Below are 26,577 nucleotides of genomic sequence, written 5' to 3'. Positions count from 1 at the left end.
AACGACTCCTTTGGTTGGCCCTCCCCCAACCTGTTTGCCCCGCTGGCGCGAGCCCGCGGGGCTTTTTTTGGATTGCTGTGGGAAGCAGAGGGTTTGCGACTGCGTGAGGGCAAGCAGGTGCATGCCTTGAGTCTTTTGGTGCCCAGGAGAACCCGCGCCGCCCGCGAGTAGCCTTGGTGCTGGGCGAAAGATTGTATAGGGGCTTGTTGCGCCCACCTCAATATCTCTGTCGTACAAATACAGGCTAAAACTTCGGTCCATCAGGCCATGGTACGTTGCAATTGATGTGGGAGCGGCCTTGTGTCGCGATGCGCCGCGCGGGCGGCGCGGGATCTTGAGGTCACCGAAGAACTCTCGACATGCACAGCGAAGCACCGCAGACATCCACTCGACCCCGCCAAACAATTGCATTTACCGCCCGCCTGTCCCAAGCTCTGCCTTCCATGCGCCGCGGAATTCCTCATGCCCAGACAACGCCACTACCTGGTCGCCACTTTGCTTCTGGTTACCGTATTGGGTCTGATCGGCTATCTGTGGCGTGATGAAACCCCGGCACCTTCAGCGCTGCCCAAACACAGCTACAGCAAGGCGCTGCACCAAGCACACAACGGCCTGCCCGGCGCGGCACGCGTACTGTATCAACAGTTGCAACGCGAGGATCTGGCGCCGATTCGCCGCGCGGCGCTCTATGCCGAGCTGCCCAACTACCCCTCGCCCCTGGCCCTGAAACTGGCCAGCCAGGACCTCAAGCACGAAGACCCGCTGGTACGCCGCGCGGCTATCGCCAGCGTCCAGCGCATGCTGCCGGACGCCCAGCGCAGCCTGGTGCTCGGTCCGCTGCTCGACGACCCAGAGCAAAGCGTACGCTTCGCGGTGGTCGACGCGCTGCTCGGCCTCGGCCCAGAGGCCATCGGCCTGTACTTCGGCCCCCTGCAGGACGCCCTGGAGCAATACCAGCACGCGTTGCAGCAACAGCCAGAGGATGCTGGCGCCCAGCTCCACCTGGCGCGCTTGTACCTGCATGAAAACGATTTTGCGCAAGCAGCGCAGGCCTTGGAGCAGAGCCTCAGGGTGGAGCCCGACAGCCTGGACGCCCTGGCCACCCAGGTGCGCTTGCTGGAGCGCCAGGGCCAGCATGACGCCTCGCGCCAGGTGCTGGCCAAGGCCCTGGCCTTGCAGCCCGACTCAGCCTTTCTACAACACGAACTGGGCCTTTGGCTGATGCGCCATGACCAGCACGAGTATGCCTTGTTGGCCCTCTCCCGGGCGGTCGAACTGGAGCCGGAGAACACCATTTACCGCTATGACCTGTCCATTACCCTGCACCAACTGGAGCAACTCGAAGCAGCGCAGAAGCAGTTGGAAACCCTGCTGAGCCAGCAACCGGCCAACCGCCGGGCACGAGTCCTGCTGATCGAGTACTGGAAGGAGACCGGGCAGTTACAGAATGTGCAGGTCCTGCTGGCGCAACTGGAACAGCAGAACCCTGACGACCCCCTGGTTCAACAGGGTCTGTAGAGACCCGGTGCAACCGTGTTGAACCCTCGAGGCTGGCCTGTGGTCCAGTGATTAGGACAGCAGGCAGGCCGCTCACGGCCTGCCCACGATCACAGGAGAGTCATCTTGGCCGGTTCGTTGTCACTTGACGAGCGCGCCCTGATCCTGGCACCGGCGCAGTTGCGGGGCGAAACCTCGAAGCTGTTAACCACGGCAGGTATCGGGTGCCTCGCCGTGACAGATTTTTCCCATCTGGGGCAACTGCTGAAGGAAGGTGCCGGCCTGGTGGTCATTGCCGAGCAGGCCTTGCCAGACGATGATCCAGCGCCGTTGCACAACTTCATCGGCCAGCAAGCAGCCTGGTCGGACCTGCCCGTGCTGCTCCTGGCCGCCCCCCACAGCCCAGCGCATGCCAAGCCCGATGAGCGCTTCGCCAGTTTTGGCAACCTGTTCCTGCTACCCAGCCCCTTTCTCCCCGAACAACTGCTATCCCTGGCCCGGGCCGCCTTGCGCGGACGACGCCGCCAATATCAAGAGCGCGACCAGGCATTACGCCTGCAACAGCTCATGGAGGAACAGGACCGCCGCCTGCGGGCTGAACAGCAGGCCTTGCACCAGACGCGCAAGATGGAAGCCATCGGCCAGTTGGCCGGAGGCGTGGCGCATGACTTCAACAACTTGCTCACCAGTATCGGCGGTAGCCTCGAGCTAATGGATAAACGCCTGGCTCGCGGCCAGACCGAAGGGCTCGGCAACCTGCTGCGTCTGGGGCAGGATGCCGTAGGGCGCGCGGCACGCCTGACCCACCGGCTGCTGGCCTTCTCCAGCCGGCAGTCACTGGAGAGCCAAGCCGTCGACCTGCATACCCTGCTGGACGTGCAACGGCTGAGCGAAGCCCTCGCCCCCCAGATCGACCTAAAGGTCCATATGGCGCCAGGCCTGTGGCAAGCCGAGGTCGACAACCAGCAGTTACAGGAAGCCCTGGACAACCTGCTGCACAATGCCTGCGAGGCCATGCCCAACGGTGGCGAGCTGCATATCAAGGCCAGTAACCAGCAGATCGACGACGCTAGCTTCTCAGGAGAAGGACTCGTCAGCGGCGATTACCTGCGCCTGAGCATCCGCGATAACGGCCAGGGCATGTCGCAAAGCACACTGGAGCGGGCCTTCGAGCCGTTCTTCACCACCAAGCCCGTAGGCCAGGGTATCGGCCTGGGCCTTTCGATGGTCTATGGCTTCAGCAAACAGTCTCGCGGCCATGTCAGCCTGCGCAGCCAGATTGGCCGTGGCACCCAGGTGGACCTGTACCTACCCCGCTACTGTGGCGAGTCCAGCGCGCAGACAGTCGCTATGCCGCCCGTAAACGCCCCGGCCAGCCGTGACGTGCTAATCGTGGAGGATGACCCTCAAGTGCGTCAGGTACTGTGCCAGGCCTTGACTGAAGAAGGTTATGAGTGCGGCCTCGCTGGTGATGCCTCCGAAGCGCTGCAGATCTTGCGCTCGACACGGCCAGTCGCCTTGCTGATCAGCGATGTCGGGCTCCCAGGCATGAGCGGGCGGCAATTGGCGGAGATCGCACGCAAGCTTCGCCCACAGTTGCAGATTCTCTTCATCACCGGTTATGCCGAAGCGGCCATGGTCCGCAGCGGCTTTCTCGACCCCGGCATGCAACTGATCTGCAAGCCGTTCGAACTGAAACAACTGCAGCGCCTGGTGGCCCAGATCCTCGGCGAGCCAGGATCAGCCAAAGTCAAGGCTCCAGCATCGCCTGCACCTGCCATACCAACGTCTCGAGACTGAAGGGCTTGGACAACAGCGCGGTGCCAGGCTCATCGAGCATGCGTTGCTCGATCGGCGTCTCGGTGTGGCCGCTGATGAACAGGACCTTCTGGTGCGCCTGCAGCAAGCGTACGGCATTGGCCACCTGGCGCCCACTGAAGCCGCCCGGCAGGCAGATATCGGTGATTACCAGGTCGAAATGGCCACGGGTGCGGTAGAGGCGCAGCGCACTGTTGGCATCCGCCGCATCGTGCACATCGTAGCCATGGTCGAGCAGGATCTCCTTCATCAAGGCGCGCAGGTTGGCTTCGCTGTCGATGAGCAGCACCCGGCCACCCTGCACCTGCGCCGACCTGGCCATCATGGGCATGGCGACCGGCAAATTGGGCTGCTCGCCTTCATAACGCGGGAACAGCATGGTGACCCGGGTTCCCTGGTCAATGGTCGAGTCTATCCATGCCCGCCCACCGGACTGGCGGACGAAGCCATACACCATCGGTAGTCCAAGCCCCGAAGCCTGCCCCTTGGGCTTGGTACTGAAGAAAGGCTCGAACGCCCGGGCCAGGTCTTCAGCCGACATGCCATGGCCATTGTCTTCGACAACGACTGCGACATAGTCACCAGCAGGTAGACCCTCTTCGTTATCCGGTGTGACAGTGAGACGCTCATTGGCGCAGCGAATAGTTACCAACGCGTCGAGACCGCAGGCATCGCGGGCATTGGCACAGAGGTTTAACACGGTATGCTCTAGTTGGCTGGCATCCAGATTCACCAACCATGGCGCCACGTCCAATTGCCATTGCAGGCGCACGTGCGCGCCAAGGGTATGGCGGACCAACGGCTCCAGATCCATCAACACGTGGTTGAGCTCCAGCGGCCGAGGTGCCAGGGGCTGGCAGCTGGAAAATGCCAACAAGCGCTGGTTCAGCGCCACGGCACGCCGGGCGGAGTCCTGCGCCACCTGGACATAGCTATCCAGTTGGTCCGTGCGCCCTTGGGCAATCCGACGGTCGAGCAGTTCCAGGCTACCCATGATGCCCGCCAGCAGATTGTTGTACTCATGGACCATCCCGTACACCATCTGGCCGACGGCGCCTATCCTCTGGGTCCGGTGCAACAGGGTTTCGGCCTGGCGTATCGTTTCCTCCCGTTCCTGAGTGATATCGCGGCCAACGGCTGTCAGCACCTCATCGTCGGCCGTCGCGTCCCAGCGAAACCAACGGTAGTGGCCATCGTGGTGGCGCAAGCGCGTCTCCACTTGTTCAATCTTGCCTCCCCGCAGTATTCGCAGGATCTCCAGCTGGACCTCCGCCCGGTCCGCCGGATGGATCAGCTCCATGACCAGCCTGCCCGTGATCTGCTGCTCCTTCCACCCCAGCGCCTGGCACAGGATGTGGTTGGCCGCGCGCAAACGCAGGTCATGCCCGACCACGACCATCACTTCACGCGACAACTCCCGGAGGTGCTCACGTTCAGACATGAACAGGTCGATCTGCCGCTCGAAATTCAGGGCCAGTTCTCGCCACTGGCGTAAAGTCTCGATACTGGCTGTGGTTTCGACCACGGTGTACAGAAACCCCGTCACCACACCATCATCGTCGCGGACCGGAGTACAGGAAAAGGTGAGGTAGACCTGTTCTCGCACCCCATTGCGATTGATCGTCAAGGGCGCGTCCTCGATGAAGCTCGCCTCACCCTGGAGGGCCTTGAACACCTTGGGGCCCAGGGTCTCCCAGGCATCGCTCCAGAGCTGGTCGAAGCGACAGCCCAGGCTGGCCGACTGCTGCCCGATGATCTTCAGGTAGGCGTCATTGTGGATCACGCTCATTTCCGGCCCCCACACCAGGCAGCTGGGAAACCGCGAGAACAGCATCATGTCTACGGCAATACGCAGGTAGGCAGGCCATTGAGCCAAAGGCCCGAGTGGCGTGCGGCTCCATTCGAAGCTGCGCACCCGGTCATTCATCTGCCCTTCGAGCACCTGGGTAGGCGACAAGTGCACCACTTGGGTAGCCGTTGCCTGCTCCCGATGGTCAACGTCCAATGTCTTCGTTCCACAAATCCGGCTGGCTGGCAATGAAGTCACGCATCATCTGCTCGCAATCATGCGATTGCAGCACGCTGACCTCCACGCCCCGCGAGCGCAGAAGCTCCTCCTCGCCCATGAACGTCCTGTTCTCCCCTACCACCACCTGTCGAATGCCATAGAGCAGAATAGCGCCGCTGCACATGGCGCAAGGCGACAGGGTGGTGTACAAGACCGCTTCCCGGTACACTTCGGCACTCTGCCGTCCGGCGTTTTCCAAGGCATCCATCTCACCGTGGAGAATGGCACTGCCGGACTGCACCCGGCGGTTGTGTCCCCGACCGATGATCCGCCCTTGGTGCACCAGTACCGAGCCAATCGGAATGCCCCCCTCGGTCAGCCCCTGGCGCGCCTCATCGATAGCCGCCTGCATGAAATCAGGCGCAGCAGCGTTCGTGTCCATGATTCCCCCCATGCAACCGATGGTTTTCTTATTCGAGCAGGCTAGCATACTGCCGGTACGCCATGGCATCCCGGCAATCGACGGCTATGCTCAGTAGGTTTTCCTCAGGCGCCCTGGACGACCAGGCCCATTTCGATTAAAGGGGAGCGCAGTCATGAGCAAGAAGATCCTGGTGGTGCTGACCAACACGGCCAAGTATCCAACCTTGAAGCGTGCCACGGGCCTGTGGTTGGGCGAAGCGGTGCACTTCATCGACGAGGTGGAAAAGGCTGGCTACTCGGTGGACTACGTCAGCCCCAACGGCGGCTACGTTCCCATCGATCCGCACAGCCTGCAAATGGCCGAGGATATCGACTGGCAGTGGTATGGCAACAAAGCCTTCATGAACCGGCTGGGCACCACCCTGGCCCCAGGGCAGGTCAAGGCCTCCGACTATTGCGCCATCTACTATGCCGGTGGGCACGGCGTGATCTGGGACTTTCCGGACAACCACGCCCTCCAGGACCTGGCACGCGACATCTTCGAAGCCGGTGGCGTGGTCGCCTCGGTCTGCCATGGCGCTGTTGGCCTGCTCAATATCAAGCTGAGCGACAACAGCTTGCTGGTCCGGGGGCGCCAGGTGACCGGTTTTTCCAACATCGAAGAGAAGCTGGCAGAACTTGATAAAGACGTGCCCTTCTTGACCGAAAACGAGCTGGTTGCCCGTGGCGGCATTTATAGCAAGGCGGAAGAGCCCTGGGCCGCCTATACCGTAGTGGATGGACGCCTGGTGACAGGACAGAACCCGAAGTCCGGACGCTTGGTGGCCGAGCGGGTCTTGGCCACCTTGTAGAGCCAGGCCCTGTTGATGTTTCATTCCAGGTCGTGCCGGTGACCGCGTCCTGCGCCCAGTCAGGGTGGCATTTCTATCTACAACGCGGCCTGGAGTGAAACCTCAACAGCCCCCAACGACAACTCTTACAAAACACTATTTGGTTGGCCCCCTTACGGTAGCCCCAGGGACTACAGCCACTGGCCATCTCACTGCTTAGGCTAGGCCCTCTCGCTTCTGATGCCAGAAGCAATAGCGCTCAACCGGGTGGTGATACCAATGTCTAAAATTTCTCATGCTGGGCGCAGCCTGCTGGATATCCTGCTGCCCCTTGCCGTAGGCCTGGCACCGGTTGCTTGTGGCCTGCTGGTCATAATGCTCCAACTGGACAGGAAGCTCGACGACAACGCACGCATCTCTCTGCAGGAAGCCCACTATGCTATCGACCGGGTCCTCGCCACCCTGCAGGAAGTCAGTGCCAGGGCCCTGTACATGGCTGGCCGCCCCTGTGATGAAGTCATCCAGCCGTTACGCGTCCTGGCCATGAGCCAACCGAACGTACGGTCCCTGGTACTTACTGAGAACAACACGGCTTACTGCAGTACTGTGCTGGGTGGTTTCAACAAGATGATCGCACCAGAGGACTACTTGAAAGGCCGCTTGCACCTGATCTTCGACTCGCTCTCCTCGCCCGGCATACCGGTGTTGGCCCTGAGGATGCTGGACGGTGCGAAAGGAGTGCTGGCAACAGCCAATAGCCAGGCGCTCCAGGCTGAATTGCTGGGCTTCCAGGATGGCCTGGTGCTGGTGATGGAGTTCGACGACGATTTCATCTGGGCTCATGGCGACAGCCAGAGCGGGGACAGGCCGGATCAGAGCGAACATGCCCTGAGCACCACATCGTTCGCCTATGGCTACACGATACGCGCAGGCTATCCGCGGGGGCACGCCTTTCAGGAGCTTCGCCAGTCGATGTTCTTGACTATCCCCTCCCTAGCACTGGTCGGGCTGCTGACCTCTGCCTTTGCCTACTGGGGCCTGTTCAGAAAAAAACGCCCTGCAAGCACCAACGACCACTGAGGCGATCAGTGGCCGTTGGCGATTTGCTTACTCGACGCTCAATACGCCGCGTCGTACCTGGTCACGCTCGATCGACTCGAACAGCGCCTTGAAGTTGCCCTCGCCGAAGCCATCGTCGCCCTTGCGCTGGATGAATTCGAAGAACACCGGACCCATCAGGGTTTCCGAGAAGATCTGCAACAGCAAGCGCTTGTCGTTGGCATCCGAAGCACCATCGAGCAGGATGCCTCGGGCCTGCAGTTCGCCGACCGGTTCACCATGCCCAGGCAGGCGGCCTTCGAGCATCTCGTAGTAGGTGTCCGGCGGTGCCGTCATGAAGCGCATGCCCAGGGCCTTGAGCGCATCCCAGCTCTTGATCAGGTCGTCGGTGAGAAACGCCACATGCTGGATGCCCTCGCCGTTGAACTGCATCAGGAACTCTTCGATCTGACCAGCGCCTTTGGAGGATTCCTCGTTCAGCGGGATGCGGATCATACCATCAGGCGCGGTCATGGCCTTGGAGGTCAGGCCGGTATATTCACCCTTGATGTCGAAGTAACGGATTTCGCGGAAATTGAACAGCTTCTCGTAGAAGCCAGCCCAGTAGGACATGCGCCCGCGATAGACGTTGTGAGTGAGGTGGTCGATGATCTTCAGCCCCGCGCCGACCGGGTTACGGTCCACGCCTTCGAGGTAGTTGAAGTCGATGTCATAGATCGAGCTGCCTTCTTCGAAGCGGTCGATCAGGTACAGCGGCGCGCCGCCAATCCCTTTGATCGCCGGCAGGCGCAGTTCCATCGGACCGGTCTCGATTTCCACCGGCTGGGCGCCCAGCTCCAGGGCACGGGCGTAGGCTTCGTGGGCGTTGCGCACGCGGAAAGCCATGCCGCACACCGATGGGCCATGCTCTGCGGCGAAATAGGAGGCGATGCTCTTCGGTTCGTTGTTCAGGATCAGGTTGATGCCCCCCTGGCGATAGAGGTGCACATCCTTGGAACGGTGGGTCGCCACCTTGGTGAAGCCCATCATCTGGAAGATCGGCTCCAGGGTGCCTGGTGTCGGCGAGGCGAGCTCGATGAATTCGAAGCCCATCAGCCCCATCGGGTTGTCAAAGATATCAGCCATGTTCGTGTCCTCATCAAAAGCAGTAGAAAAACGGTCAACGCTTGCTATCGATGTCGAACAGAGGTGGCGCGCAGGAGATTCCCCTCACACTGCGTGCGAGGTAGTCACCATAGATCAGCTTGAACCCAAGACACTTCATATGAACCCATTCTCGGCGGGCTGATTTCCCGGAAGCGGGAAACCTTATTATTGTATTCGTAAAACGATTCTACATTGCGTAAACCATTTTGTCGCACACAAGTTCATCCGCAACATGCGACAAACGGCTATCCTCTGCCCCTACAGCTATTTTTCAGTACTCTTACAAGGTTAGTCAGTATGCCCCTCTCGGTAAAACGCCCTGGCCGCTGGAGCTGGCGCGCCCTCTTGCCCTGGGGTGTCGGCGTACTGCCGTTAGTCTGTGGCCTGGCCATCATGCACTGGCAGACCGGCCGCGAACTACAGGCCAGCAGCCACGCCACCGCACAGCAAGTGGTGGCGCATGTCGAGCATATCCTCGACAACATCTCCGGTGCCGCCGAGGCTCTCCTGCCCCTGGCAGGCCGCCCCTGCAAGGACGCCACCCTGGCGTTGCGAGCCCAGGTCACCCGTGTTTCCTTCGTGCGCTCGACCAACCTGTTCGAACACAACACCCTTTATTGCTCTTCCTTATTCGGAGACTACGACGAGCCGGTGGACGCCAGCGACTACACCGATGGCCGGCTGTGGCTGATGAACGGCAATTCGGTCACCCCTGGGCATCCGCTGCTGGTGTACCGTGCCAACCAGGGTGACCGGGGAGCGATCACCACGGTCGATGGCGATCACCTGCTCACCGCCCTGCGCCTGATCGGCCCGGAAAACGAACTGCGCCTGCAGGTCGGCAAGCACTGGATGGGCAAGGATGGCCTGGTCCACGATGGCGCCCCGCCGCCGTCGGCCAGTGCCGCCACTTTCCTGCGCTCGAGCCGTTATTCCTTCTCCGTCCATGGCGGCTATGGCCCGGGCAAGCTTAACGAACGGATGCGCAGCCACTACCCGGCCCTGCTCAGCCTGCTGCTGGGACTGGGGGTCCTGGCTGGGGTGGCGTGTCGCTGGCAGATCCGCCGCGCCTTGTCGCCTCGTGCCGAACTGCAGCGCGCGCTGGAGGCCGACGAGCTCCTGCCCTACTTCCAGCCGGTGGTACGCAAGGACGATTACCGCTGGGCTGGCGTCGAAGTGCTGATGCGCTGGCAACACCCGCGCGATGGCCTGGTGCGGCCGGACCTGTTCATCCCCTACGCCGAACACACCGGGCAGATCGTCGCCATGACCCGCGCACTGATGACGCACACCGCCCAAGACCTGGCACCCTACTCAGCCTTGCTCGAGGACGGCTTTCACATCGGCATCAACATTACCGCCGACCACTGCCGCGACCTGGCCCTGCTCGATGACTGCCGCACCTTCCTCCAGCACTTTCCGCCTGGCAGGGTGGTACTGACCCTGGAACTGACCGAACGCAAGTTGATCGAAGCCACGCCGATCACTCTGGAACTGTTCGAGAAACTGCATGCCATGGGGGTGATGATCGCCCTGGACGACTTCGGCACCGGCCAGTCGAGCCTCAACTACCTGCGCCAGTTCAAGGTCGATTACCTGAAGATCGACCAGAGCTTCGTCGCCATGATCGGCGGTGACGCCCTGTCCCAGCACATCCTCGACAGCATCATCGAACTGTCGGCCAAGCTGGAACTGGGCATCGTCGCCGAAGGGGTGGAGACCGAGGTCCAGCGTGATTACCTGGCGCGTCATGAGGTGGATTTCCAGCAAGGCTATCTGTTCGCCCGGCCAATGCCGGTAGATGCCTTCCTGCAGGCGCTGGCCGCCCAGCCCAGCGTCTCGAGGTTGCCGCAAGACTCGCCCCCTGAGATCATGCCCGGTTGATCCAACCGCCCCCCCCCTGCAACCGAGGCATACGTGTCAAAAGGCATTCTTTCATCGGTCATGGCGTCCTGTCTGTTCGCCGTGATGTACTTCTATACCTCCCTGCTGGCCCCGCTGGATGGCGAAGAGATCTTTGGCTGGCGCACCTTGTTGACCCTGCCCTGCCTCACGCTGTTCATGCTGCTAAGCAAAGACTGGCCGCTGGTCACCGCCCTACTGGGGCGGGTGCGGAAAAATCCGCTGCTGTTGCTGGGTATGCTCGGGACATCCTGGCTGATCGGTATCCAACTCTGGCTGTTCCTCTGGGCGCCACTACATGGCCGTAGCCTGGAGGTGTCGCTGGGCTACTTCCTGCTACCGCTGACCATGGTCCTGACCGGCCGCCTGGTGTACGGCGAGCGCCTGTCGCACCTGCAGAAAGTGGCCGTGCTGTGCGCAGCCTCCGGGGTCGGCCACGAACTCTACCAGCACGGCAGCTTCGCCTGGGAAACCCTGGTGGTCGCCATCGGCTACCCGATCTACTTCGTGTTGCGCCGCAAATGCCGCAACGACCATCTCGGCGGGCTGTGGAGCGATATGTTCCTGCTGCTGCCAGCAGCCCTCTACTTCGTCCTCAAGGGGCCGTTGTCAGCGGCCGACCTGGCCGAGCACCCCGGACTCTACGGGTTGATCCCGCTGCTCGGGGTGATCAGCGCCCTGGCGCTGGTCTGCTACGTCCTGGCCAGCCGCCTGCTGCCATTCAGCCTGTTCGGCTTGCTCAGCTATGTCGAACCAGTACTGCTGGTCGGCGTGGCCCTGCTGCTGGGTGAGACCATCGGCCCGGACCAGTGGCTGACCTACCTGCCGATCTGGGCCGCAGTGCTGGTGCTGGTGCTCGAAGGGATCAAGCACCTGCTGCGCCAGCGCCGTCCAGTGTAAGCCGCACCTGGCGCACACGACGCTCCTCCACTGCCACCACGGTCATCCGCCAGCCGTTCCAGGCCAGGCTGTCGCCGACCATCGGCAGGCGGTCGAGCAGGCTCATCACCAAGCCTGCCAGGGTCTGGTAGTCCTCGGTGGGAGCCGCGATGAAGCCAGTATGCGCCTGCACCTGGCGGAGGTTGAGGGCACCGCTGACGACAAAGCCACCAGCCTCTTCGACTATCCCAGGGCCTTCCACCTCACTGGCGTCCGGCAGCTCACCGGCAATCGACTCAAGAATGTCAGTCATGGTCAGCACTCCGGTGAAGTCGCCGAATTCGTTGACCACGAAGGCGATGTGCGTCGACTGGCCACGCATCTGCTCCAAGGCGTTGAGGATGCTAAAGCTCTCCAGCAGGTTCAACGGGACCCGGGCCAGGCTCTCCAGCTCCGGCGTGTTGCCGGCCAGCAGCTCCTTGAGCAGTTCCTTCTTGTGCACGAAACCCAACGGCTCTTCGATGTGGCCGTCACGGATCAGCGGCAGGCGCGAGTAAGGCGAATTCATCAGCGTCTGGGCAATGGCCTCGGGGCCCTGACTGAGCTCGATGGCGTCGACCTCGGCACGCACCGTCATCACCGTGCGAATCGGCCGCTCGGCCAGGTTCAGCACACCGCTGATCATCACCCGCTCGCGACGGTCGAACAGCACCTGCTCCTCTGCGCCCTCGACCAGATCGGCGATTTCCTCACCCACCTCGCCGGCCTCCACCTTGCGCCCACCCAGCAGACGCAGTACGGCATGGGCAGTACGCTCACGCAGTGGCCGGTGCTGCTGCAGGCTGCGCTTGCGACGGGCACGGGCCAGCTGGTTGAACAGCTCGATCAGGATCGAGAAACCGATGGCCGCATACAGGTAGCCTTTCGGGATGTGGAAGCCCAGGCCTTCGGCAGTCAGGCTGAAACCGATCATCATCAAAAAGCCCAGGCACAGCATGATCACCGTCGGGTGGGCATTGACGAAGCGGGTCAACGGCTTGCTGGCAACGATCATGATGCCGATGGAGAAGACCACCGCGATCATCATCACCGACAAGTGCTCGACCATGCCCACGGCAGTGATCACCGCATCCAGGGAGAACACCGCGTCGAGCACGACAATCTGCGCCACGATGGGCCAGAACGCAGCATGGCGCACGGCACCGCTGGCCTGGACGACATGCCCCTCAAGGCGCTCGTGCAGCTCCATAGTGGCCTTGAACAGGAGGAATACTCCGCCAAACAGCATGATCAGGTCACGCCCGGAGAAGCTCTTGCCGAACAGCTCGAACAGCGGCGCGGTCAGGGTGACCATCCAGGAGATGCTGGCCAGCAGGCCCAAGCGCATGACCAGCGCCAGCGTCAGGCCGATCACCCGGGCGCGGTCGCGCTGGTGCGGTGGCAGCTTGTCGGCAAGGATGGCGATGAACACCAGATTATCGATACCCAGCACCAGTTCAAGGACGATCAACGTGGCAAGGCCCAGCCAAGCCGTGGGGTCGGCTAGCCATTCCATGGGCGGGTACTCATGCGCAAGGTGTCACAGGGACAAGGGAAGAGGAAAGAAGGCCAGGACGGCCAGCTACTGGGGGGCTCCGCGAAGGTGCTCATAGGTACCTGAAATCAATTTTGGGATAGAGATCCTACAAGCACAGCAGGTTTTTCTTACAGTGAGAAAATATTACAAAAGCTGTAACAGATTTCGCTCGGGTACTTTTCTTCAATACCCCTGTCCAGGTGGCCGCTAGGATGGCGTGAACTCCAACAAGGAAGACAACATGAGCCTCTCACTCTCCATGGCCGCCTTTGCGCTGGCGGCGTCCATCTCACCCGGGCCGGTCAATATCGTCGCCCTCGGCAGCGGTGCCCGCCATGGCCTACGAGCCAGTCTGGCGCATGCCTGCGGCGCCACCCTGGGCTTCTGTGCGTTGCTGGTGCTGGTCGGCCTCGGCCTGCACGAGTTGCTGTCGCGTTGGCCGTTGACGGGACAGTTACTGCACTGGGGCGGGGTGCTGTTCCTACTGTATATGGCCTGGAAACTGGCCAGTGACAACGGTGAGTTGGGCGCCGAGCGCAAGCACAGGGCGCCCTCGGCATTGCATGGCGCGGCCATGCAATGGCTTAGCCCAAAAGCCTGGTTGGCAGGCGTTGCCGGCGTCGGCGCCTATACCGGCGGCGAGCAGCAATTACTCTGGCTGTTCACTTGGATCTACGCACCGATCTGCTTCCTCTCCGTCGCCAGCTGGGCCTGGGCCGGCAGCGTGATACGCCACTACCTTAGCAATGCGCGCCATATGCGATTGTTCAACCGCTGCCTGGCCGCGCTGCTGGCAGCCAGCGCGCTGTACCTACTACTGGGCTGAGCGATAGTGCCCAGGCGTAGCGGCCAAGTGCTGCTTGAAGGCCCGCTGCAAGTGGGCCTGGTCGGCGAAACCAGCCTCCACGGCTACCTCAGCGATCAACCGGCCACGGCGCAACTGCGCACGGGCGTACTGCACACGCTGGTCGAGCAGATAGCCATGGGGTGTCAGGCCGAACTGCCGGCCAAAAGCACGAATCAGGTAGGAACGTGACAACCCGGCCGCACCGCAGATCTCCTCCAAGCTCAGGGCATCGGTGCAATGGGCACGGATGAAGGCGGCAGCCACCTCCAAGCGTGGATTGCCCGGCCCTTCCGACATAGGCACCGCGCCCAACTGATCGGGCAGTGCGTGGAAAAATCTGGCCAGCATCGCCTCCTTCGCACAGGCCTCATGGTCGATGTCGAACAGCGCGGCGAACACCTGCAACAACTGGCTGTACAAGAGCGGTGAAGTGCTACAAGTGGCATGGGGCAACTCGAAGCCTTGCTCGCTCAGCCATGACAGGTCGACGAACAGCATCAGGTAGGACCAGGGCTCGCCAGCAATAGGATTGCAGGTGTGCACTACCCCGGGATTCATCAACACCACAGTACCGGCTTCCACCTCTCGGTGTATCCCGCCTGTGACGTACGTACTGCGCCCACCGGTGATGGCACCGATTGAAAAGCTCTCATGGGAATGAGGCGCATAACAGACCTGGCGTCCATCCCCTACCCGCCTTGCCTCCACAAAGGGAAGCGCTGGATCGCGCCAGAACCGCGAAACCTCGATCATCCCCCAGCCCTCACCCGTCGCTGTCGTGCACCACCACCAGCAACTGGGCCTGCTGCGGCCCGATCGAACGCAGGCGGTGAGGTGTCTGGGCGTTGAAATACAGGGCGTCGCCTTTTTCCAGCAGCACCCGCTCACTCATGAAATCGACCTCCACTTGCCCCTCATGGACGAAGAGGAATTCTTCACCCTGGTGCTCCTTGAAGGTCGAGTCGCTGAAATCGCTCGGCGGCTGGATGATGAATGGCAGCAGGCTGCGCTGGCCGACCTGGGTAGTCAGCACCGCATAACCCGGGCCTTGCGCATCCCCCACCAACGCCTGACGCTCCCCTTGGCGCACCAGGCTGTAGCGCTCTTGGCCTGGCTGGTCCTCGGCGAACAGTTCCTCGACATTGACGTTCAAGGCCCGGGCCAGCTTCAGCGCCGCGGCAATCGAAGGCGTGTTCAAACCGCGCTCGACCTTGGACAGGTAACTCTTGGTCATGCCGGCCTTCTCTGCCAGCACCTCCAGGGTGACCCCCAGTTTTTTTCTCAATAGTTTCAAACGGATAGACATGTGACGCGGATTTCCCCGGGCAGCGGGCGGATTTCTCCTTGCTTATGACACTTTGTGTCATATAGGATCTATTGTGTCATTCACCTGGCCGCCCTTCCACCGACCAAAGCAGCAGGGCGGGCAAGCACTGACATCCCATCACGCCACCGAGGACGTCCCCCAATGGCCAAGACCCTGACACACAGCAAAGACCAGCTGGTCCATCAGGCCCTGACGCAGATGCAAGGCTCGCTTGCCGATAATACGTGGACTGTACGGGAAAAGCTGGCCCTGACCTGCCGAATTCTCTTCGACCACGGCCACGACTCCGGCCTGGCCGGGCAGATCAGCGCCCGTGGCCCGCAGCCGGGCACCTTCTACACCCAACAACTGGGCCTGGGTTTCGACGAGATCAGCGCCAGCAATCTATTGCTGGTCAACGAAGACCTGGAAGTCCTCGAAGGCCAGGGCATGCCAAACCCAGCCAACCGCTTCCACAGCTGGGTATACCGTGCCCGCCCGGATGCGAATTGCATCATCCATACCCACCCGACCCACGTCGCCGCCCTGTCGATGCTGGAAGTACCGCTGCAGGTGTCGCATATGGACCTCTGCCCGCTGTACGACGACTGTGCCTTTCTCGAAGCCTGGCCAGGCGTACCGGTGGGTAATGAAGAAGGCGAGATCATTAGCCAGGCCCTGGGCGACAAGCGGGCCATCCTGCTGTCCCACCATGGCCAGCTGTCCACCGGTTCCAGCATCGAGCAAGCCTGCGTCTTCGCCCAACTGATCGAACGCGCCGCACGCCTGCAACTGCTGGCCATGTCCGCCGGGCAAATCAAGCCGATCGCACCCGAATTGGGCCGCGAAGCCCACGACTGGATCGACCGCCCCAAGCGCCACGCCGCTGCCTTCAACTACTTTGCCCGGCAGAGCCTGCGCAGCCACACCGACTGCCTGAACTGACCTTTTATAGCCTTGCTTGCGGAGTTACCCTCATGTCCACGATCTTTCACGGCATCATCGGCTACACCATCACCCCTTTCAGCGCTGGCGGCGAGCAGCTCGACCTGGCCGCCCTGGGCCAGTCCATCGACCGCCTGATCGAAGGCGGCGTCCAGGCCATCGCCCCCCTGGGCAGCACTGGCGAAGGCGCCTACCTCAGCGACAGCGAGTGGCAGCAGGTGGCCGAGTTCAGCTTGGCGCATATCGCCCGGCGCGTGCCGAGCATCGTCAGCGTCTCCGACCTGACCACCGCCAGCGCCGTGCGCCGCGCCCGCTTCGCCCAGGCCAAGGGCGCCGACGCGGTGATGGTGCTGCCGGCCGCTTACTGGAAGCTCAGCGAAGCCGAGATCATCCAGCACTACCGCGCCATCGGCAGCGCCATCGACATCCCGATCATGCTCTACAACAACCCTGCCACCAGTGGCACTGACCTGCCGGTGGAGCTAATCCTGCGGATCGTGCGCGAAGTGGACAACGTGACCATGGTCAAGGAGAGCACCGGCGACATCCAGCGCATGCACAAGCTGCACCTGCTCGGCGAAGGCCAGGTGCCCTTCTACAATGGCTGCAACCCCCTGGCCCTGGAAGCATTCGTCGCCGGTGCCAGCGGCTGGTGCACCGCCGCCGCCAACCTCATTCCCGACCTCAACCAGCAGTTGTACCAGGCGGTGCTGTCCGGCGACCTCGAGCAGGCCAAGGCACTGTTCTACCGACAACTGCCGTTGCTGGACTTCATCCTCAAAGGCGGCCTGCCAGCCACGGTCAAGGCGGGACTGGAGCTGACCGGCTTGCCGGTGGGCGAGCCGCGCAGGCCGGTGTTTGCGCTGGATGAAGCGGGACGTGGACAGTTGCAGGCGTTGTTGAACGAACTGCGTCAAGGCCGCTGACCGCAGCGCTGGACAGGTGCCAACCAGTACCCCTTTGGGCCGCATAGCGTCCCCAAGGGGTATCCCGCTATCCGGCTAGAGCCTCCAGTCCAAGCTCACCATCAAGGTGCGCGGCTCACCGTAGTACACGCCGTTATAGAACCCCACATTGTTGTAGTAGTGCTTGTCGAACAGGTTCTTCACGTTCACCGACGCCGACAGGTGCTCATCGAACTGGTAGCGGCCCATCAGCCCGACCACCGCGAAGGCGTCCTGGGTCATGCGCTCAGCAACCGTCACAATGTCTCCTTCGCTATCACGCCCCACCGGGCGCTTGCCCACGCCATAGGTATCGCTCTGCCAGTCCAGGGTGCCACCGACGGTCAGTGCTGGCCGCACCTTGTAGGTGGTGGAGAGACGCACCAGGTTCAGCGGTTGCTCGGTGCTCTTGCGCTGCTTATCGGCGGTGGCGGCATGGGTATAGCTATAGCCCAGGCTGAGGTTCCAGTCCGGCATCACTTCACCCGCGATCTCTGCCTCGAAGCCTTCGACCACAATGCCCTTGCCGCCAGACTTGTAGTACTGCTCGCCGTTCGGCCCCCGCGGGACCGAGTCGTCGATCTCGGGGACGTTATCCTGCTTGCTACGGAACACAGCCGTGCTCAGGTTGGCCCGGTCCTCGAACAGACTGCCCTTGAGGCCTATTTCATAGACCTTGCCGACTATCGGTTCCAGATATTTCTTGTCCACATCCTGCACAGTCTGTGGCTTGAAGATATCGGTGTAGCTGGCATAGACGGTGTACTGCTCGGTCAGGTCATAGAGCACCCCCGCGTATGGCGTCCACTGATCGTTGTGAGTCTGGCCGCCCGGCGTATGCTTGGTGACCGCCAGGTTGCCGTCGTACTGCCAGGAATGGCTCTTCACTTTCCAACTGCCATAGCGGCTGCCCAAAACCAGGTGCAAGTCATCGGTCAGGTTCAGGCGCGTGGCAATGTAGCCAGCCTTCTGCTCGGTGCGGTCGCGCGAGGCATCCAGGCCGGTGGTGGTGTCGTAGAACTTGGGAATCGAGCCCATGTACTTCCAGTCAGGAATCGAGGCGTAGTCCTCAGGCAGGGCGCCACTGATGATGTAGGGCGAACGGTTGCGCCGCTCCGACTCGCCATAGCCGATCATGAAGTCGTGACTACGTCCGAGCAGCTCATATGGGCCTGCCAGATTGAAGTCGATAGCGCTCATCTTCTCTTCCCCGGCAAAGTGGCTGTACCACGCGTGCATACCGCTGCGATCGGCTTCGGGAAAGCCATTGCCGCCGTAGTACACCTTGCCGTCCGTGTCGCTTTGCCGATAGGTATAGGCGGCCTTGAGCAACCAATCGTTGCCCAGTTGCTGGTCAAGGGTGACGAAGGCGGTCTTGTCCTTCAATGGCCAGGAAGACCAGGGCGCCGCCAGGTTGGTCGAGCGTGGCAGGTTGGCCTTGCTGCCATCGGCATTCCAGTACGGCACCGTGCCCCAGGATGAACCCTGCACATGCCTGTTCTGGTAGTCGTAGCCCACCGCCAGCACCGTGCTGTCGCTCAGGTCGGCCTCGAGGATACCGTAGGCCACTTCACGCTGGGACTGGTACTTGTCCATGAACGACTTGCTGTCGCGGTAGGCCAGCACCGTGCGCCCGCGCAAACGGCCATCGAAGCCCAGCGGGCCACCGACATCCAGGTAGCTGTAGTAGTTGTCGTAGCTGCCGGCACTGAGGCCGGTCTTCACCGCCAGCTCATGGGTCGGGCGCTTGCGCACCATGGCGATGGTGCCGGACGGGTCCCCTGCCCCCGTAGTCAGGCCAGTGGCCCCGCGCACGACCTCGATGCGGTCGTAGATAATAGTGTCCGAGTCCGACTTGAGCCCCGAGAAGGTATTGAGCATCCCATCGATCTGGAAGTTATTGATCGCATAACCACGCGAGTAATAGGTCGGCCGCTCCGAGTCGTTGCGTTGCACAGTAACCCCGGTCACATGGGCCAAGGCTTCGGAAAGCGTGTTGAGCTGGAAGTCGTCGAGCTGCTGGCGGGTCAGCACCGACACCGACTGCGGCGTTTCCTTGATCGACAGGTTCAGACGCGTAGCAGCGCTCATGCTGCCGGTGGTATAGGCGCCCGTGTGCTCGGTGGTGCTGCCCAATCCCTGGGCGAGGATCTCGGTGGAGCCCAGTTCCAGTGCCTTGTCCTCAGACCTCGGTTCGGTCTCCTCAGCCAGGGACAGTGGGCTGATGACAGTGGCACAAAGACCCAGGGTAAGGGTCATGGAACGGCTGATAGGTGCGAACATCGCTGCCTTTTCCTTGTTCTTGCGGTGAATTCCGTTTCTGCCGTGGAAGGCATCCATTTGATAACGAATATCGAATAGGAATAGTTATCGGAAATTCCAAAACAAGAAAAAGTCAGATCTATAGCAGCCCTCTGCATGCCTTATTCTTGCGGCTGACACTATCCGTAGGAGCCAGCGTCAGCCGGCGGGGCCTTGCCGGAAACAGCGCCACTACGCGTCCATCGCCAGCTGACGCTGGCTCCTACCTCGAGACTGCAGCACCAGAAAGCCTGATGCGAGACAAAGGCTGCGGTTGTGGCCTGTCGCGGCTCCACTGGCCTTGAGTGACTGGCATAGGTCGCATTGACCACCTTTGCACGGTGCCAGTATTGATCTCTACGGCATCACTGGCGCCGTGTACTGCAACGTCGTCCCCAACGCCCACAGCAGGACCAGCACCAGCGGCACGTGCACCAGCAACTGCACGAAGGAGAAGCCGATCAGGTCGCGTGCCTTGAGGCCCAGCACGCCCAGCAAGGGCAGCATGTAGAACGGGTTGATCAGGTTCGGCAGCGCCTCGGCGGCGTTGTAGATCTGTACGGCCCAGCCCAGGTGGTACTGCAGGTCGTTGGCCACCAGCATCACGTAGGGTGCTTCGATGATCCACTTGCCGCCACCGGAGGGGATGAAGAAGCCCAGCACGGCCGAGTACACGCCCATGAGCACGGCGTAGGTGTCATGGGAGGCGATCTGCACGAAGAAGGTGGAGATGTGGTGGGCCAGTGTCTGGGCGTCGCCACCCTTGACCTGGGTGAGGATGGCGGCGATCGAGCCATACAGCGGGAATTGGATCAACACCCCGGTGGTGGTCGGCACGGCGCGTGCCACTGCATCGAGGAAGCTGCGCGGGCGCCAGTGCAGCAAGGCACCGAGCATAATGAACAAGAAATTGTAGGTATTGAGGCCAGAAATCGCGGTGATGGCCGGCTTGGTGGAGAACTCATGGTAGAGCCAGCCCGCTGCCAGCACCACCAGCAGCAGGGTCAGGACCGGGCTGTATTCCAGCCACTCGCCCGGACGCGTGCGCTGAGGCGGTGGCGGCGCGCTGAAGCTCGGGTCGACGCCGCAATCTTCGGCGGAGCGGGCGCTGTTCGGCCCTGGCGCGGTGGCGTAGGCAACGATCAGCGAGATGACCACCAGTGCCGCCAACATGACGCCGGACTGCCAGAGGAAGATGGTTTCAGTGAAGGGGATCACACCGGTGATCGCCAGGATCGACGGCGGCAGGCTGGCCGGGTTGGCCTGCAACTGAGCTGCCGAGGACGACAGGCCCAGCGCCCATACGGCGCCCAGCCCCAGGTAGGCGGCGGCACCGGCGGCGCGGTAGTCCATCTTCAGGTCCTGGCGACGGGCCAAGGCGCGCACCAGCAGCCCGCCGAACACCAGCGACAAGCCCCAGTTGAGCAAGGACGCCAGCATCGAAATCAGCGCCACCCAGCACACGGCCGAGCGGCCATTCTTGGGCAGGCGCGCCAGGCGGTCGATCAGGCGTACGGCAGGTGGCGAACTGGCCACCACGTAACCGCCGATGACCACGAAGGCCATCTGCATGGTGAAGGGAATCAGGCTCCAGAAGCCATCGCCGAAGGCCGTGGCGGTGTCGGTAGGCTTGGCGCCCATGGCCAGGGCACCGAGGCTGACCAGGACCACGGCCAGGGCGGCGAACACCCAGGAGTCGGGGAACCAGCGTTCGGCCCAGTTCGAGCAACGCAGGGCAAAGCGGGCGGAGCGGCTGTCTTGCATATCAGCGGCCACAGGATTTTCCTTTTATTGGTTTTTTATGGAACGACACAGGCCCCATCGCGGGGCAAGCCTGCTTCCACGAAGGATGCGTGGTCCGTCGTGAGAGCAGGCTTGCCCCGCGATGGGGCCTTCGGAAACGACGTCTGTCAGAACGTCATTTCTTTCACATCGTCCGGCACGATCAGCTTGCCGGCGGTCTTTTCGATGATTTCTTCAACGCTGACCCCTGGCGCCGTCTCGCGCAGGATGAAGGCGCCATCCTCAATCTCCAGGTAGGCCAGGTCAGTCAACACCTTGCGGATGCAGCCGGCACCAGTCAGTGGCAGGCTGCAGCGGGGCAGCAGCTTGGATTCGCCATCCTTGGAGGCGTGGGTCATGGTGACGATGATGTTGTCGGCACCGGCTACCAGGTCCATCGCTCCGCCCATGCCCTTGACCAGCTTGCCGGGGATCATCCAGGAAGCGATGTTGCCCTCCACGTCCACCTCGAAGGCTCCCAGCACAGTGAGGTCGACATGGCCGCCACGGATCATGGCGAAGGACTCTGCCGAGTTGAAGATCGAGGCGCCACGGCGGGCGGTGACGGTCTGTTTGCCGGCATTGATCATGTCGGCGTCCAGTTGCCCCTCGGTGGGGAATTCACCCATGCCGAGCAGGCCATTTTCCGATTGCAACATTACGTCCATGTCAGCCGGGACGTAGTTGGCCACCAGGGTCGGGATACCAATGCCGAGGTTGACGTAGTAGCCGTCCTTGAGTTCACGGGCGACGCGTTGCGCCATTTGTTCGCGGGTAAGTGCCATGGTCTGGGTCTCTTTGTTGTTCTGTGCGAAGGCCGTTCAGGCTTTGACGGTGCGCTTTTCGATGCGCTTTTCGAAAGTGCCGACGATGACCCGGTCGACATAGATGCCCGGGGTGTGGATCTCGCTGGGCAGCAGCACGCCAGGCTCGACGATCTCCTCGACCTCGACCACGGTGATCTTGCCGGCGGTGGCGGCCAGCGGGTTGAAGTTCTGCGCAGTGTTGCGGTACACCACGTTGCCGTAGTGGTCGGCCTTCCAGCCCTTGACGATGGCGAAGTCACCGGTGATGGCTTCTTCGAGGATGTAGTGGCGGCCGTTGAACTCGCGCACTTCCTTGCCTTCGGCGACTGGCGTACCGTAACCGGTGGCAGTGAAGAAGGCTGGAATGCCGGCACCACCGGCGCGCATCTTCTCAGCCAGAGTGCCCTGGGGGGTCAGTTCCACTTCCAGCTCGCCACTGAGCAGTTGGCGTTCGAACTCGGCATTCTCGCCGACGTAGGAGGCGACCATCTTGCGGATCTGCCGGTCTTCGAGCAGCACACCCAGGCCGAAACCATCGACGCCACAGTTGTTCGAGACCACGGTCAGGCCCTTGACGCCACGGCGCTTGATCTCGGCAATCAGGTTTTCGGGGATACCGCAGAGACCGAAACCACCGGCCAGTACCGTCATGTTATCGGTCAGGCCATCGAGGGCCTCTTCATAGGTTGCTACGCGCTTGTCCAGTCCGGCCATGCTGATCCGCCTTTTGTAGTTGTGAACCGACGAGGCTGTCGGTGAGCGTCTGGCGCATCTTCACCCGTACCAACTAATTTGTTAATTTTGTTTTAATCATCGATTGATAATTTTTTCAAAACAGTGACCAGCCCCTTATGAACATCAAGCAACTGCGCGCCTTCGTCACCGTGGCCAAGTACCAGAGCTTCGCCCAGGCCGGCGAGCACTTGCACCTGTCTCAGCCGGCCCTGAGCCTGACCATCAAGGCGCTGGAGGAGAATCTCGGCGGCGCCCTGCTCGCCCGCACCACCCGTAGCGTCAGCCTGACCCCGGAAGGCGAAGTGCTGCTGCCCCTGGCCCGGCGCCTGCTGGCCGACTGGGACGACACCGAAGAACTGCTGCGCCAGCGCTTCACCCTGCAACTGGGGCGCGTGGCCATCGCCGCCATGCCGGCGTTCGCGGGCAACCTGCTGCCGGCCTCTCTCAAGGTGTTTCGCCAGCGCTACCCCCGGGTCAATGTCACGGTGCACGACGTGATCAACGAACAGGTACTGGAGCTGGTGCGTCACCGCCGCGTTGAACTGGGCATCGGCTTCGAGCCAGACAGTGGCGATGCCCTACACTTCCAACCGCTGTACCTGGACCGCTTTGTCGCCGTGGTCCCGGCCGACTCGGCACTGGCCCGACAGCCCCAGGTGACTTGGCACGAACTGCTGGGCGAAGAGTTCATCGCCCTGCAACGGCCGTCGGCGGTACGGCTGTTGCTGGAGCAGAACCTGGCCGCCGAGCACGGCAAGCTGACGGTAGCCTTCGAAAGCCACCAGCTCTCGACTATCGGCCGCATGGTTGCCAACGGCCTGGGGGTCAGCGCCGTCCCAGCCCTGTGCATCGGCCAGATGCAGGAACTCGGCGCGCGCTGCGTGCCATTGGTCGAACCCAGCGTGGAGCGGCGTATCGGCGTCATCTCGCTGACCGACCATAAACTCTCGACCGCAGCCCAGGCGCTGCTCGACGTGCTGCTTGAACATACCCGTCCTCAGGAGGTGACATGCGTACCGTGAAACTCGCAGGTTCCAGCGTTCCAGCCATTGGCCAGGGCACCTGGTACATGGGCGAAGACGCCCGCAACAAGGCCCGTGAAGTAGCCGCCCTGCAACAGGGCATCGAACAGGGCCTGACCCTGATCGACACGGCCGAGATGTATGCAGAAGGCGGCGCCGAAGAAGTGGTCGGCGAAGCGATTGCCGGTCGTCGCGACCAGGTGTTCCTGGTCAGCAAGGTCTACCCACACAATGCCAGCCGTAAGAGCACTCCTGCCGCCTGTGAGCGCAGCCTCCGGCGCCTGGGCACCGACTGCATCGACCTGTACCTGCTGCACTGGCGGGGCCAGTACCCACTGGAGGAAACGGTCGAAGCCTTCGAGCGCCTGCGCGAGGCCGGCAAGATCCGCCGCTGGGGCGTGTCCAACTTCGATGTCGATGACCTTCGCGAACTGCACAACCCCGACTGCGCCACCAACCAGGTGCTGTACAACCCGGCCCAGCGCAGCATCGAGTTCGACCTGCTGCCCTGGAGCCAAGCGCGTCAACTGCCGACCATGGCCTACTGCCCCCTGGCCCAGGCCGGTCGCCTGCTCACGCACCCGGTGCTGGCGCAGATCGCCGAGCGCCACGGGGCCACGCCGGCCCAGGTGAGCCTGGCCTGGGTGACGCGCAACGACGGGGTGATCGCCATTCCCAAAGCCGTGGAGCCGGAGCATGTGCGGCTCAACGCGGCAGCGGCCGGGCTAGTGCTCAGCAGCGAAGACCTGCGGGCCATCGACAAGGCGTTTCCGCCACCGACGCGCAAGCAGGGCTTGGCGATGGTCTGAACCCGGCGCGTGCTACAGGCTACCCGTCAACAGCAGCTTGGTGGGCCAGTCAGCACCGACCAACCACACTCAAAGCGGCCATCAGGATTGCCGTCGGATCGTCACGCCACCTGATCGGCAGCGCTGTCCTCCACCCTGCCCTGCGCTATCCACACTACCCGGTCGGCGGCCAACATGGCCGCCTGCCGGTGGGCGATGATGATCCGGGTCTGCTCCGGGCGCAGTGTTGCGATACCCGCAAGCACCCTGGCCTCCGTGGCACCGTCGAGGGCCGAGGTGGCCTCGTCCAGCACCAGGATCGGTGCATCCGCCAGCAAGGCCCGGGCCAGCGCCAAGCGCTGGCGTTGACCACCGGAAAGCAACGCCCCATGGCTGCCGACCTGGGTATCGTAACCCTGGGGCAGTTGCAGGATGAACTCATGGGCGCAAGCGGCGGTGGCGGCGCGGACGATCTGCTCCTGGGTGGCGCCAGGATGGGAATAAGCGATGTTGTCCCGGACTGACCGGCTGAGCAACGTCGCCTCCTGCCCTACCACAGCCACTTGGCGGCGCAGGCTGGCCAGAGGCAGGTCGGCAATGTCCTGGCCATCGACCAGAATCCGCCCGCCTTGGAGGCTGTAGAACCGCTGCAGCAAACGGGCCAGCGTGGACTTACCAGAGCCGCTGCTACCGGCGATAGCCACGCTCTCCCCTGGCCGCACGTGCAGGCTCAAACCCTGAAGCACTCGGCGTCCAGTCGAGGGATAGCTGAACTCGACCGCCTCGAAACGTACATCGCCCTTGAAGCTAGCCTGGGCATTGACCCGACCAGGTTCCTCAAGGGGCAGCGCCGTCAATTGCAGGGCGTCGGCGGCATCCTCTAGCCCCTTCTGGGCCACCCGCAGGTTCTCGCCAAAACTGCGCAGGTAACCGGCCATGAGCAGAAAGGTGGTCACCGCAAAAGCCACATCGCCCGCCCCCGTCGCGCCACGCGACCAGGCCAGCAGCGCGACACCGCTCAAACCAGCCAGAAGTACCAGCAGCAACAGGTTCTGCAGCAGGCCGAGATCGACGAAGCGCCGCCACGCGGTTGTCGAGGCCGCCCCCCAGGCACGGGCCATATCGGCCATCAAGGTGCGCTCCTGCTCCTCTCCCGTGAAGCTCTTTACTGTACTGGCAGCCGCCAGCACGTCGGCCGCCAGGCCGCTGAGCAAGCCATCGGAAAGGTTCGACTGCAGATGGGCGGGGCGAATCCAGTGCATGCCCAGCAACAGGTTGCTGCAGACGAATGCCAGGGCCATCACCAGGGCGAAGACACCCGCCAAAGGCTCGCGCCATCCGGTCATGATCACCAGGCCGAGCAGCACCATCAGCGCAGGCCCCAGGTGGATGGTCACCGCATCGGTCACCGCGTCATACCCCGCCATGGCCCGGCGCAAACGGCGCACGGTATCCCCTGTCGACTGCATGGCATGCCAGTCCGCCGGGGCATGCAGCACGTGCTCGAAGCTGCGTAACAAGACGGTCTGCATGTTACGTGAGGCCAAGGGAATCCATAACCGGTGCGCGAAGTTCCGGCTCAGGGCGAACCCTGCAAACGCCACGATCAACAGCCCCCAGCTTTGCCAGACATGGGGCGCGTCGACCTGTGCCGAAACCTTGTCGATGAGCCGGGCTGCCGCCCATGGCAACAGCAGATCGAAGCCCGTGGCCGCCAGCGTCAGGGCAATGCCCAGGGCGAAGGTCCTGCGCTGGCTCAACCAAAGGCCGGCAACGAAACCCAGCACCTGGCGATAGGCGCGTGGCGGTTGCATGTGGCGGATAGTCGGTGGCACGGCGCGGGTTGTCTGGCTCATGGTGTTCTCCGGGTATTCTCCAGTCAGAGGGGCCGGCAATCCGGCAGCGGGGTCAGATTAATTTCCCTTATGGATCTGAGTTACCCGATAAGTGCTGCCTTTTTGCC

The 26,577-nt window shown here is 62.4% G+C and carries 22 protein-coding genes; 11 read left to right on the top strand and 11 right to left on the bottom strand.

Features of this window, described 5'->3' with window-relative positions:
• Positions 1-462: 462 nt before the first annotated feature.
• Positions 463-1,518: a tetratricopeptide repeat protein gene (locus ACYU03_RS11525; protein ID WP_461890806.1), complete on the top strand. Its 1,056-nt coding sequence runs from the start codon at positions 463-465 to the stop codon at positions 1,516-1,518.
• Positions 1,519-1,623: 105 nt separating this feature from the next.
• Complete coding sequence (locus ACYU03_RS11520) at positions 1,624-3,297, top strand: ATP-binding protein (RefSeq protein ID WP_461890804.1); 1,674 nt, start codon at positions 1,624-1,626, stop codon at positions 3,295-3,297.
• On the opposite strand, the gene ACYU03_RS11515 is transcribed toward ACYU03_RS11520, so the two are convergent.
• Together ACYU03_RS11515 and ACYU03_RS11510 are read right to left on the bottom strand one after the other, a co-directional pair.
• Positions 3,248-5,320, bottom strand: a complete 2,073-nt coding sequence (locus tag ACYU03_RS11515; protein WP_461890802.1) for a hybrid sensor histidine kinase/response regulator — start codon at positions 5,318-5,320, stop codon at positions 3,248-3,250. The two genes, ACYU03_RS11520 and ACYU03_RS11515, sit on opposite strands and share 50 nt — an antisense overlap.
• Positions 5,310-5,765, bottom strand: coding sequence for a nucleoside deaminase (locus tag ACYU03_RS11510; RefSeq protein ID WP_461890800.1), 456 nt, complete (start codon positions 5,763-5,765; stop codon positions 5,310-5,312). The genes ACYU03_RS11515 and ACYU03_RS11510 overlap by 11 nt, the downstream gene beginning before the upstream one ends.
• Positions 5,766-5,919: 154 nt before the next feature.
• Here ACYU03_RS11510 and ACYU03_RS11505 point away from each other — a divergent pair, with 154 nt between their 5' ends.
• Both ACYU03_RS11505 and ACYU03_RS11500 read left to right on the top strand, forming a co-directional pair.
• Complete coding sequence (locus ACYU03_RS11505) at positions 5,920-6,597, top strand: type 1 glutamine amidotransferase domain-containing protein (RefSeq protein WP_461890798.1); 678 nt, start codon at positions 5,920-5,922, stop codon at positions 6,595-6,597.
• Positions 6,598-6,855: 258 nt separating this feature from the next.
• Positions 6,856-7,656 (top strand): CSS-motif domain-containing protein, encoded by an 801-nt coding sequence (locus ACYU03_RS11500; RefSeq protein WP_461890796.1) that lies wholly within the window; start codon positions 6,856-6,858, stop codon positions 7,654-7,656.
• 27 nt (positions 7,657-7,683) lie between these two features.
• Here the strand turns inward: ACYU03_RS11500 and hppD are convergent, their stop codons facing one another.
• Positions 7,684-8,760, bottom strand: coding sequence for a 4-hydroxyphenylpyruvate dioxygenase (gene hppD / locus ACYU03_RS11495; RefSeq protein ID WP_461890794.1), 1,077 nt, complete (start codon positions 8,758-8,760; stop codon positions 7,684-7,686).
• A gap of 318 nt (positions 8,761-9,078) precedes the next feature.
• On the opposite strand from hppD, the gene ACYU03_RS11490 reads away from it, so the two are divergent.
• Entirely contained in the window at positions 9,079-10,665 is a 1,587-nt protein-coding gene (locus tag ACYU03_RS11490; protein WP_461890792.1) for an EAL domain-containing protein, read from the top strand.
• Between the two features lie 33 nt (positions 10,666-10,698).
• Positions 10,699-11,583: an EamA family transporter RarD gene (rarD, locus tag ACYU03_RS11485; RefSeq protein WP_461890790.1), complete on the top strand. Its 885-nt coding sequence runs from the start codon at positions 10,699-10,701 to the stop codon at positions 11,581-11,583.
• Here rarD and ACYU03_RS11480 read toward each other — a convergent pair.
• Positions 11,549-13,117 carry a TerC family protein gene (locus tag ACYU03_RS11480; RefSeq protein WP_461890788.1) on the bottom strand — a complete coding sequence of 523 codons (1,569 nt, stop codon included), beginning with the start codon at positions 13,115-13,117 and terminating at the stop codon, positions 11,549-11,551. The genes rarD and ACYU03_RS11480 overlap by 35 nt on opposite strands.
• A gap of 262 nt (positions 13,118-13,379) precedes the next feature.
• On the opposite strand from ACYU03_RS11480, the gene ACYU03_RS11475 reads away from it, so the two are divergent.
• Positions 13,380-13,964 carry a LysE family translocator gene (locus ACYU03_RS11475; RefSeq protein ID WP_461890786.1) on the top strand — a complete coding sequence of 195 codons (585 nt, stop codon included), beginning with the start codon at positions 13,380-13,382 and terminating at the stop codon, positions 13,962-13,964.
• On the opposite strand, the gene ACYU03_RS11470 is transcribed toward ACYU03_RS11475, so the two are convergent.
• The gene (locus tag ACYU03_RS11470) at positions 13,953-14,738 is read right to left on the bottom strand and encodes an AraC family transcriptional regulator (RefSeq protein WP_461890784.1); all 786 of its coding nucleotides are present in this window, start codon (positions 14,736-14,738) and stop codon (positions 13,953-13,955) included. The two genes, ACYU03_RS11475 and ACYU03_RS11470, sit on opposite strands and share 12 nt — an antisense overlap.
• Before the next feature lie 10 nt (positions 14,739-14,748).
• Positions 14,749-15,291: a helix-turn-helix domain-containing protein gene (locus ACYU03_RS11465; RefSeq protein WP_461890782.1), complete on the bottom strand. Its 543-nt coding sequence runs from the start codon at positions 15,289-15,291 to the stop codon at positions 14,749-14,751.
• A 162-nt stretch (positions 15,292-15,453) separates the two neighbouring features.
• On the opposite strand from ACYU03_RS11465, the gene ACYU03_RS11460 reads away from it, so the two are divergent.
• Complete coding sequence (locus ACYU03_RS11460; protein ID WP_461890780.1) at positions 15,454-16,236, top strand: aldolase; 783 nt, start codon at positions 15,454-15,456, stop codon at positions 16,234-16,236.
• A gap of 32 nt (positions 16,237-16,268) precedes the next feature.
• Positions 16,269-17,162 carry a dihydrodipicolinate synthase family protein gene (locus ACYU03_RS11455; protein ID WP_461890778.1) on the top strand — a complete coding sequence of 298 codons (894 nt, stop codon included), beginning with the start codon at positions 16,269-16,271 and terminating at the stop codon, positions 17,160-17,162.
• 75 nt (positions 17,163-17,237) lie between these two features.
• On the opposite strand, the gene ACYU03_RS11450 is transcribed toward ACYU03_RS11455, so the two are convergent.
• The 4 genes from ACYU03_RS11450 to ACYU03_RS11435 all read right to left on the bottom strand — a co-directional run bounded on the left by ACYU03_RS11450 (position 17,238) and on the right by ACYU03_RS11435 (position 22,783).
• Positions 17,238-19,463, bottom strand: a complete 2,226-nt coding sequence (locus tag ACYU03_RS11450; protein WP_461890776.1) for a TonB-dependent siderophore receptor — start codon at positions 19,461-19,463, stop codon at positions 17,238-17,240.
• Between the two features lie 375 nt (positions 19,464-19,838).
• Positions 19,839-21,245, bottom strand: a complete 1,407-nt coding sequence (locus ACYU03_RS11445) for a short-chain fatty acid transporter (RefSeq protein ID WP_461891445.1) — start codon at positions 21,243-21,245, stop codon at positions 19,839-19,841.
• A 146-nt stretch (positions 21,246-21,391) separates the two neighbouring features.
• Positions 21,392-22,048, bottom strand: coding sequence for a CoA transferase subunit B (locus tag ACYU03_RS11440; protein ID WP_461890774.1), 657 nt, complete (start codon positions 22,046-22,048; stop codon positions 21,392-21,394).
• A 36-nt stretch (positions 22,049-22,084) separates the two neighbouring features.
• Positions 22,085-22,783 (bottom strand): CoA transferase subunit A, encoded by a 699-nt coding sequence (locus ACYU03_RS11435; RefSeq protein ID WP_461890772.1) that lies wholly within the window; start codon positions 22,781-22,783, stop codon positions 22,085-22,087.
• 137 nt (positions 22,784-22,920) lie between these two features.
• Between ACYU03_RS11435 and ACYU03_RS11430 the strand changes: the two genes are divergently transcribed.
• Positions 22,921-23,826 carry a LysR family transcriptional regulator gene (locus ACYU03_RS11430; protein ID WP_461890770.1) on the top strand — a complete coding sequence of 302 codons (906 nt, stop codon included), beginning with the start codon at positions 22,921-22,923 and terminating at the stop codon, positions 23,824-23,826.
• Complete coding sequence (locus tag ACYU03_RS11425; RefSeq protein ID WP_461890768.1) at positions 23,814-24,635, top strand: aldo/keto reductase; 822 nt, start codon at positions 23,814-23,816, stop codon at positions 24,633-24,635. Before ACYU03_RS11430 ends, ACYU03_RS11425 begins: the two co-directional genes overlap by 13 nt.
• Before the next feature lie 101 nt (positions 24,636-24,736).
• Here ACYU03_RS11425 and ACYU03_RS11420 read toward each other — a convergent pair whose 3' ends face one another.
• Complete coding sequence (locus tag ACYU03_RS11420) at positions 24,737-26,470, bottom strand: ABC transporter ATP-binding protein (protein ID WP_461890766.1); 1,734 nt, start codon at positions 26,468-26,470, stop codon at positions 24,737-24,739.
• Positions 26,471-26,577: the final 107 nt, after the last annotated feature.

The organism is Pseudomonas sp. X10 (genome assembly GCF_054889225.1).
Note: the sequence above shows the minus strand (reverse complement) of the source record. Positions and strands in the feature narration are given on the sequence as shown.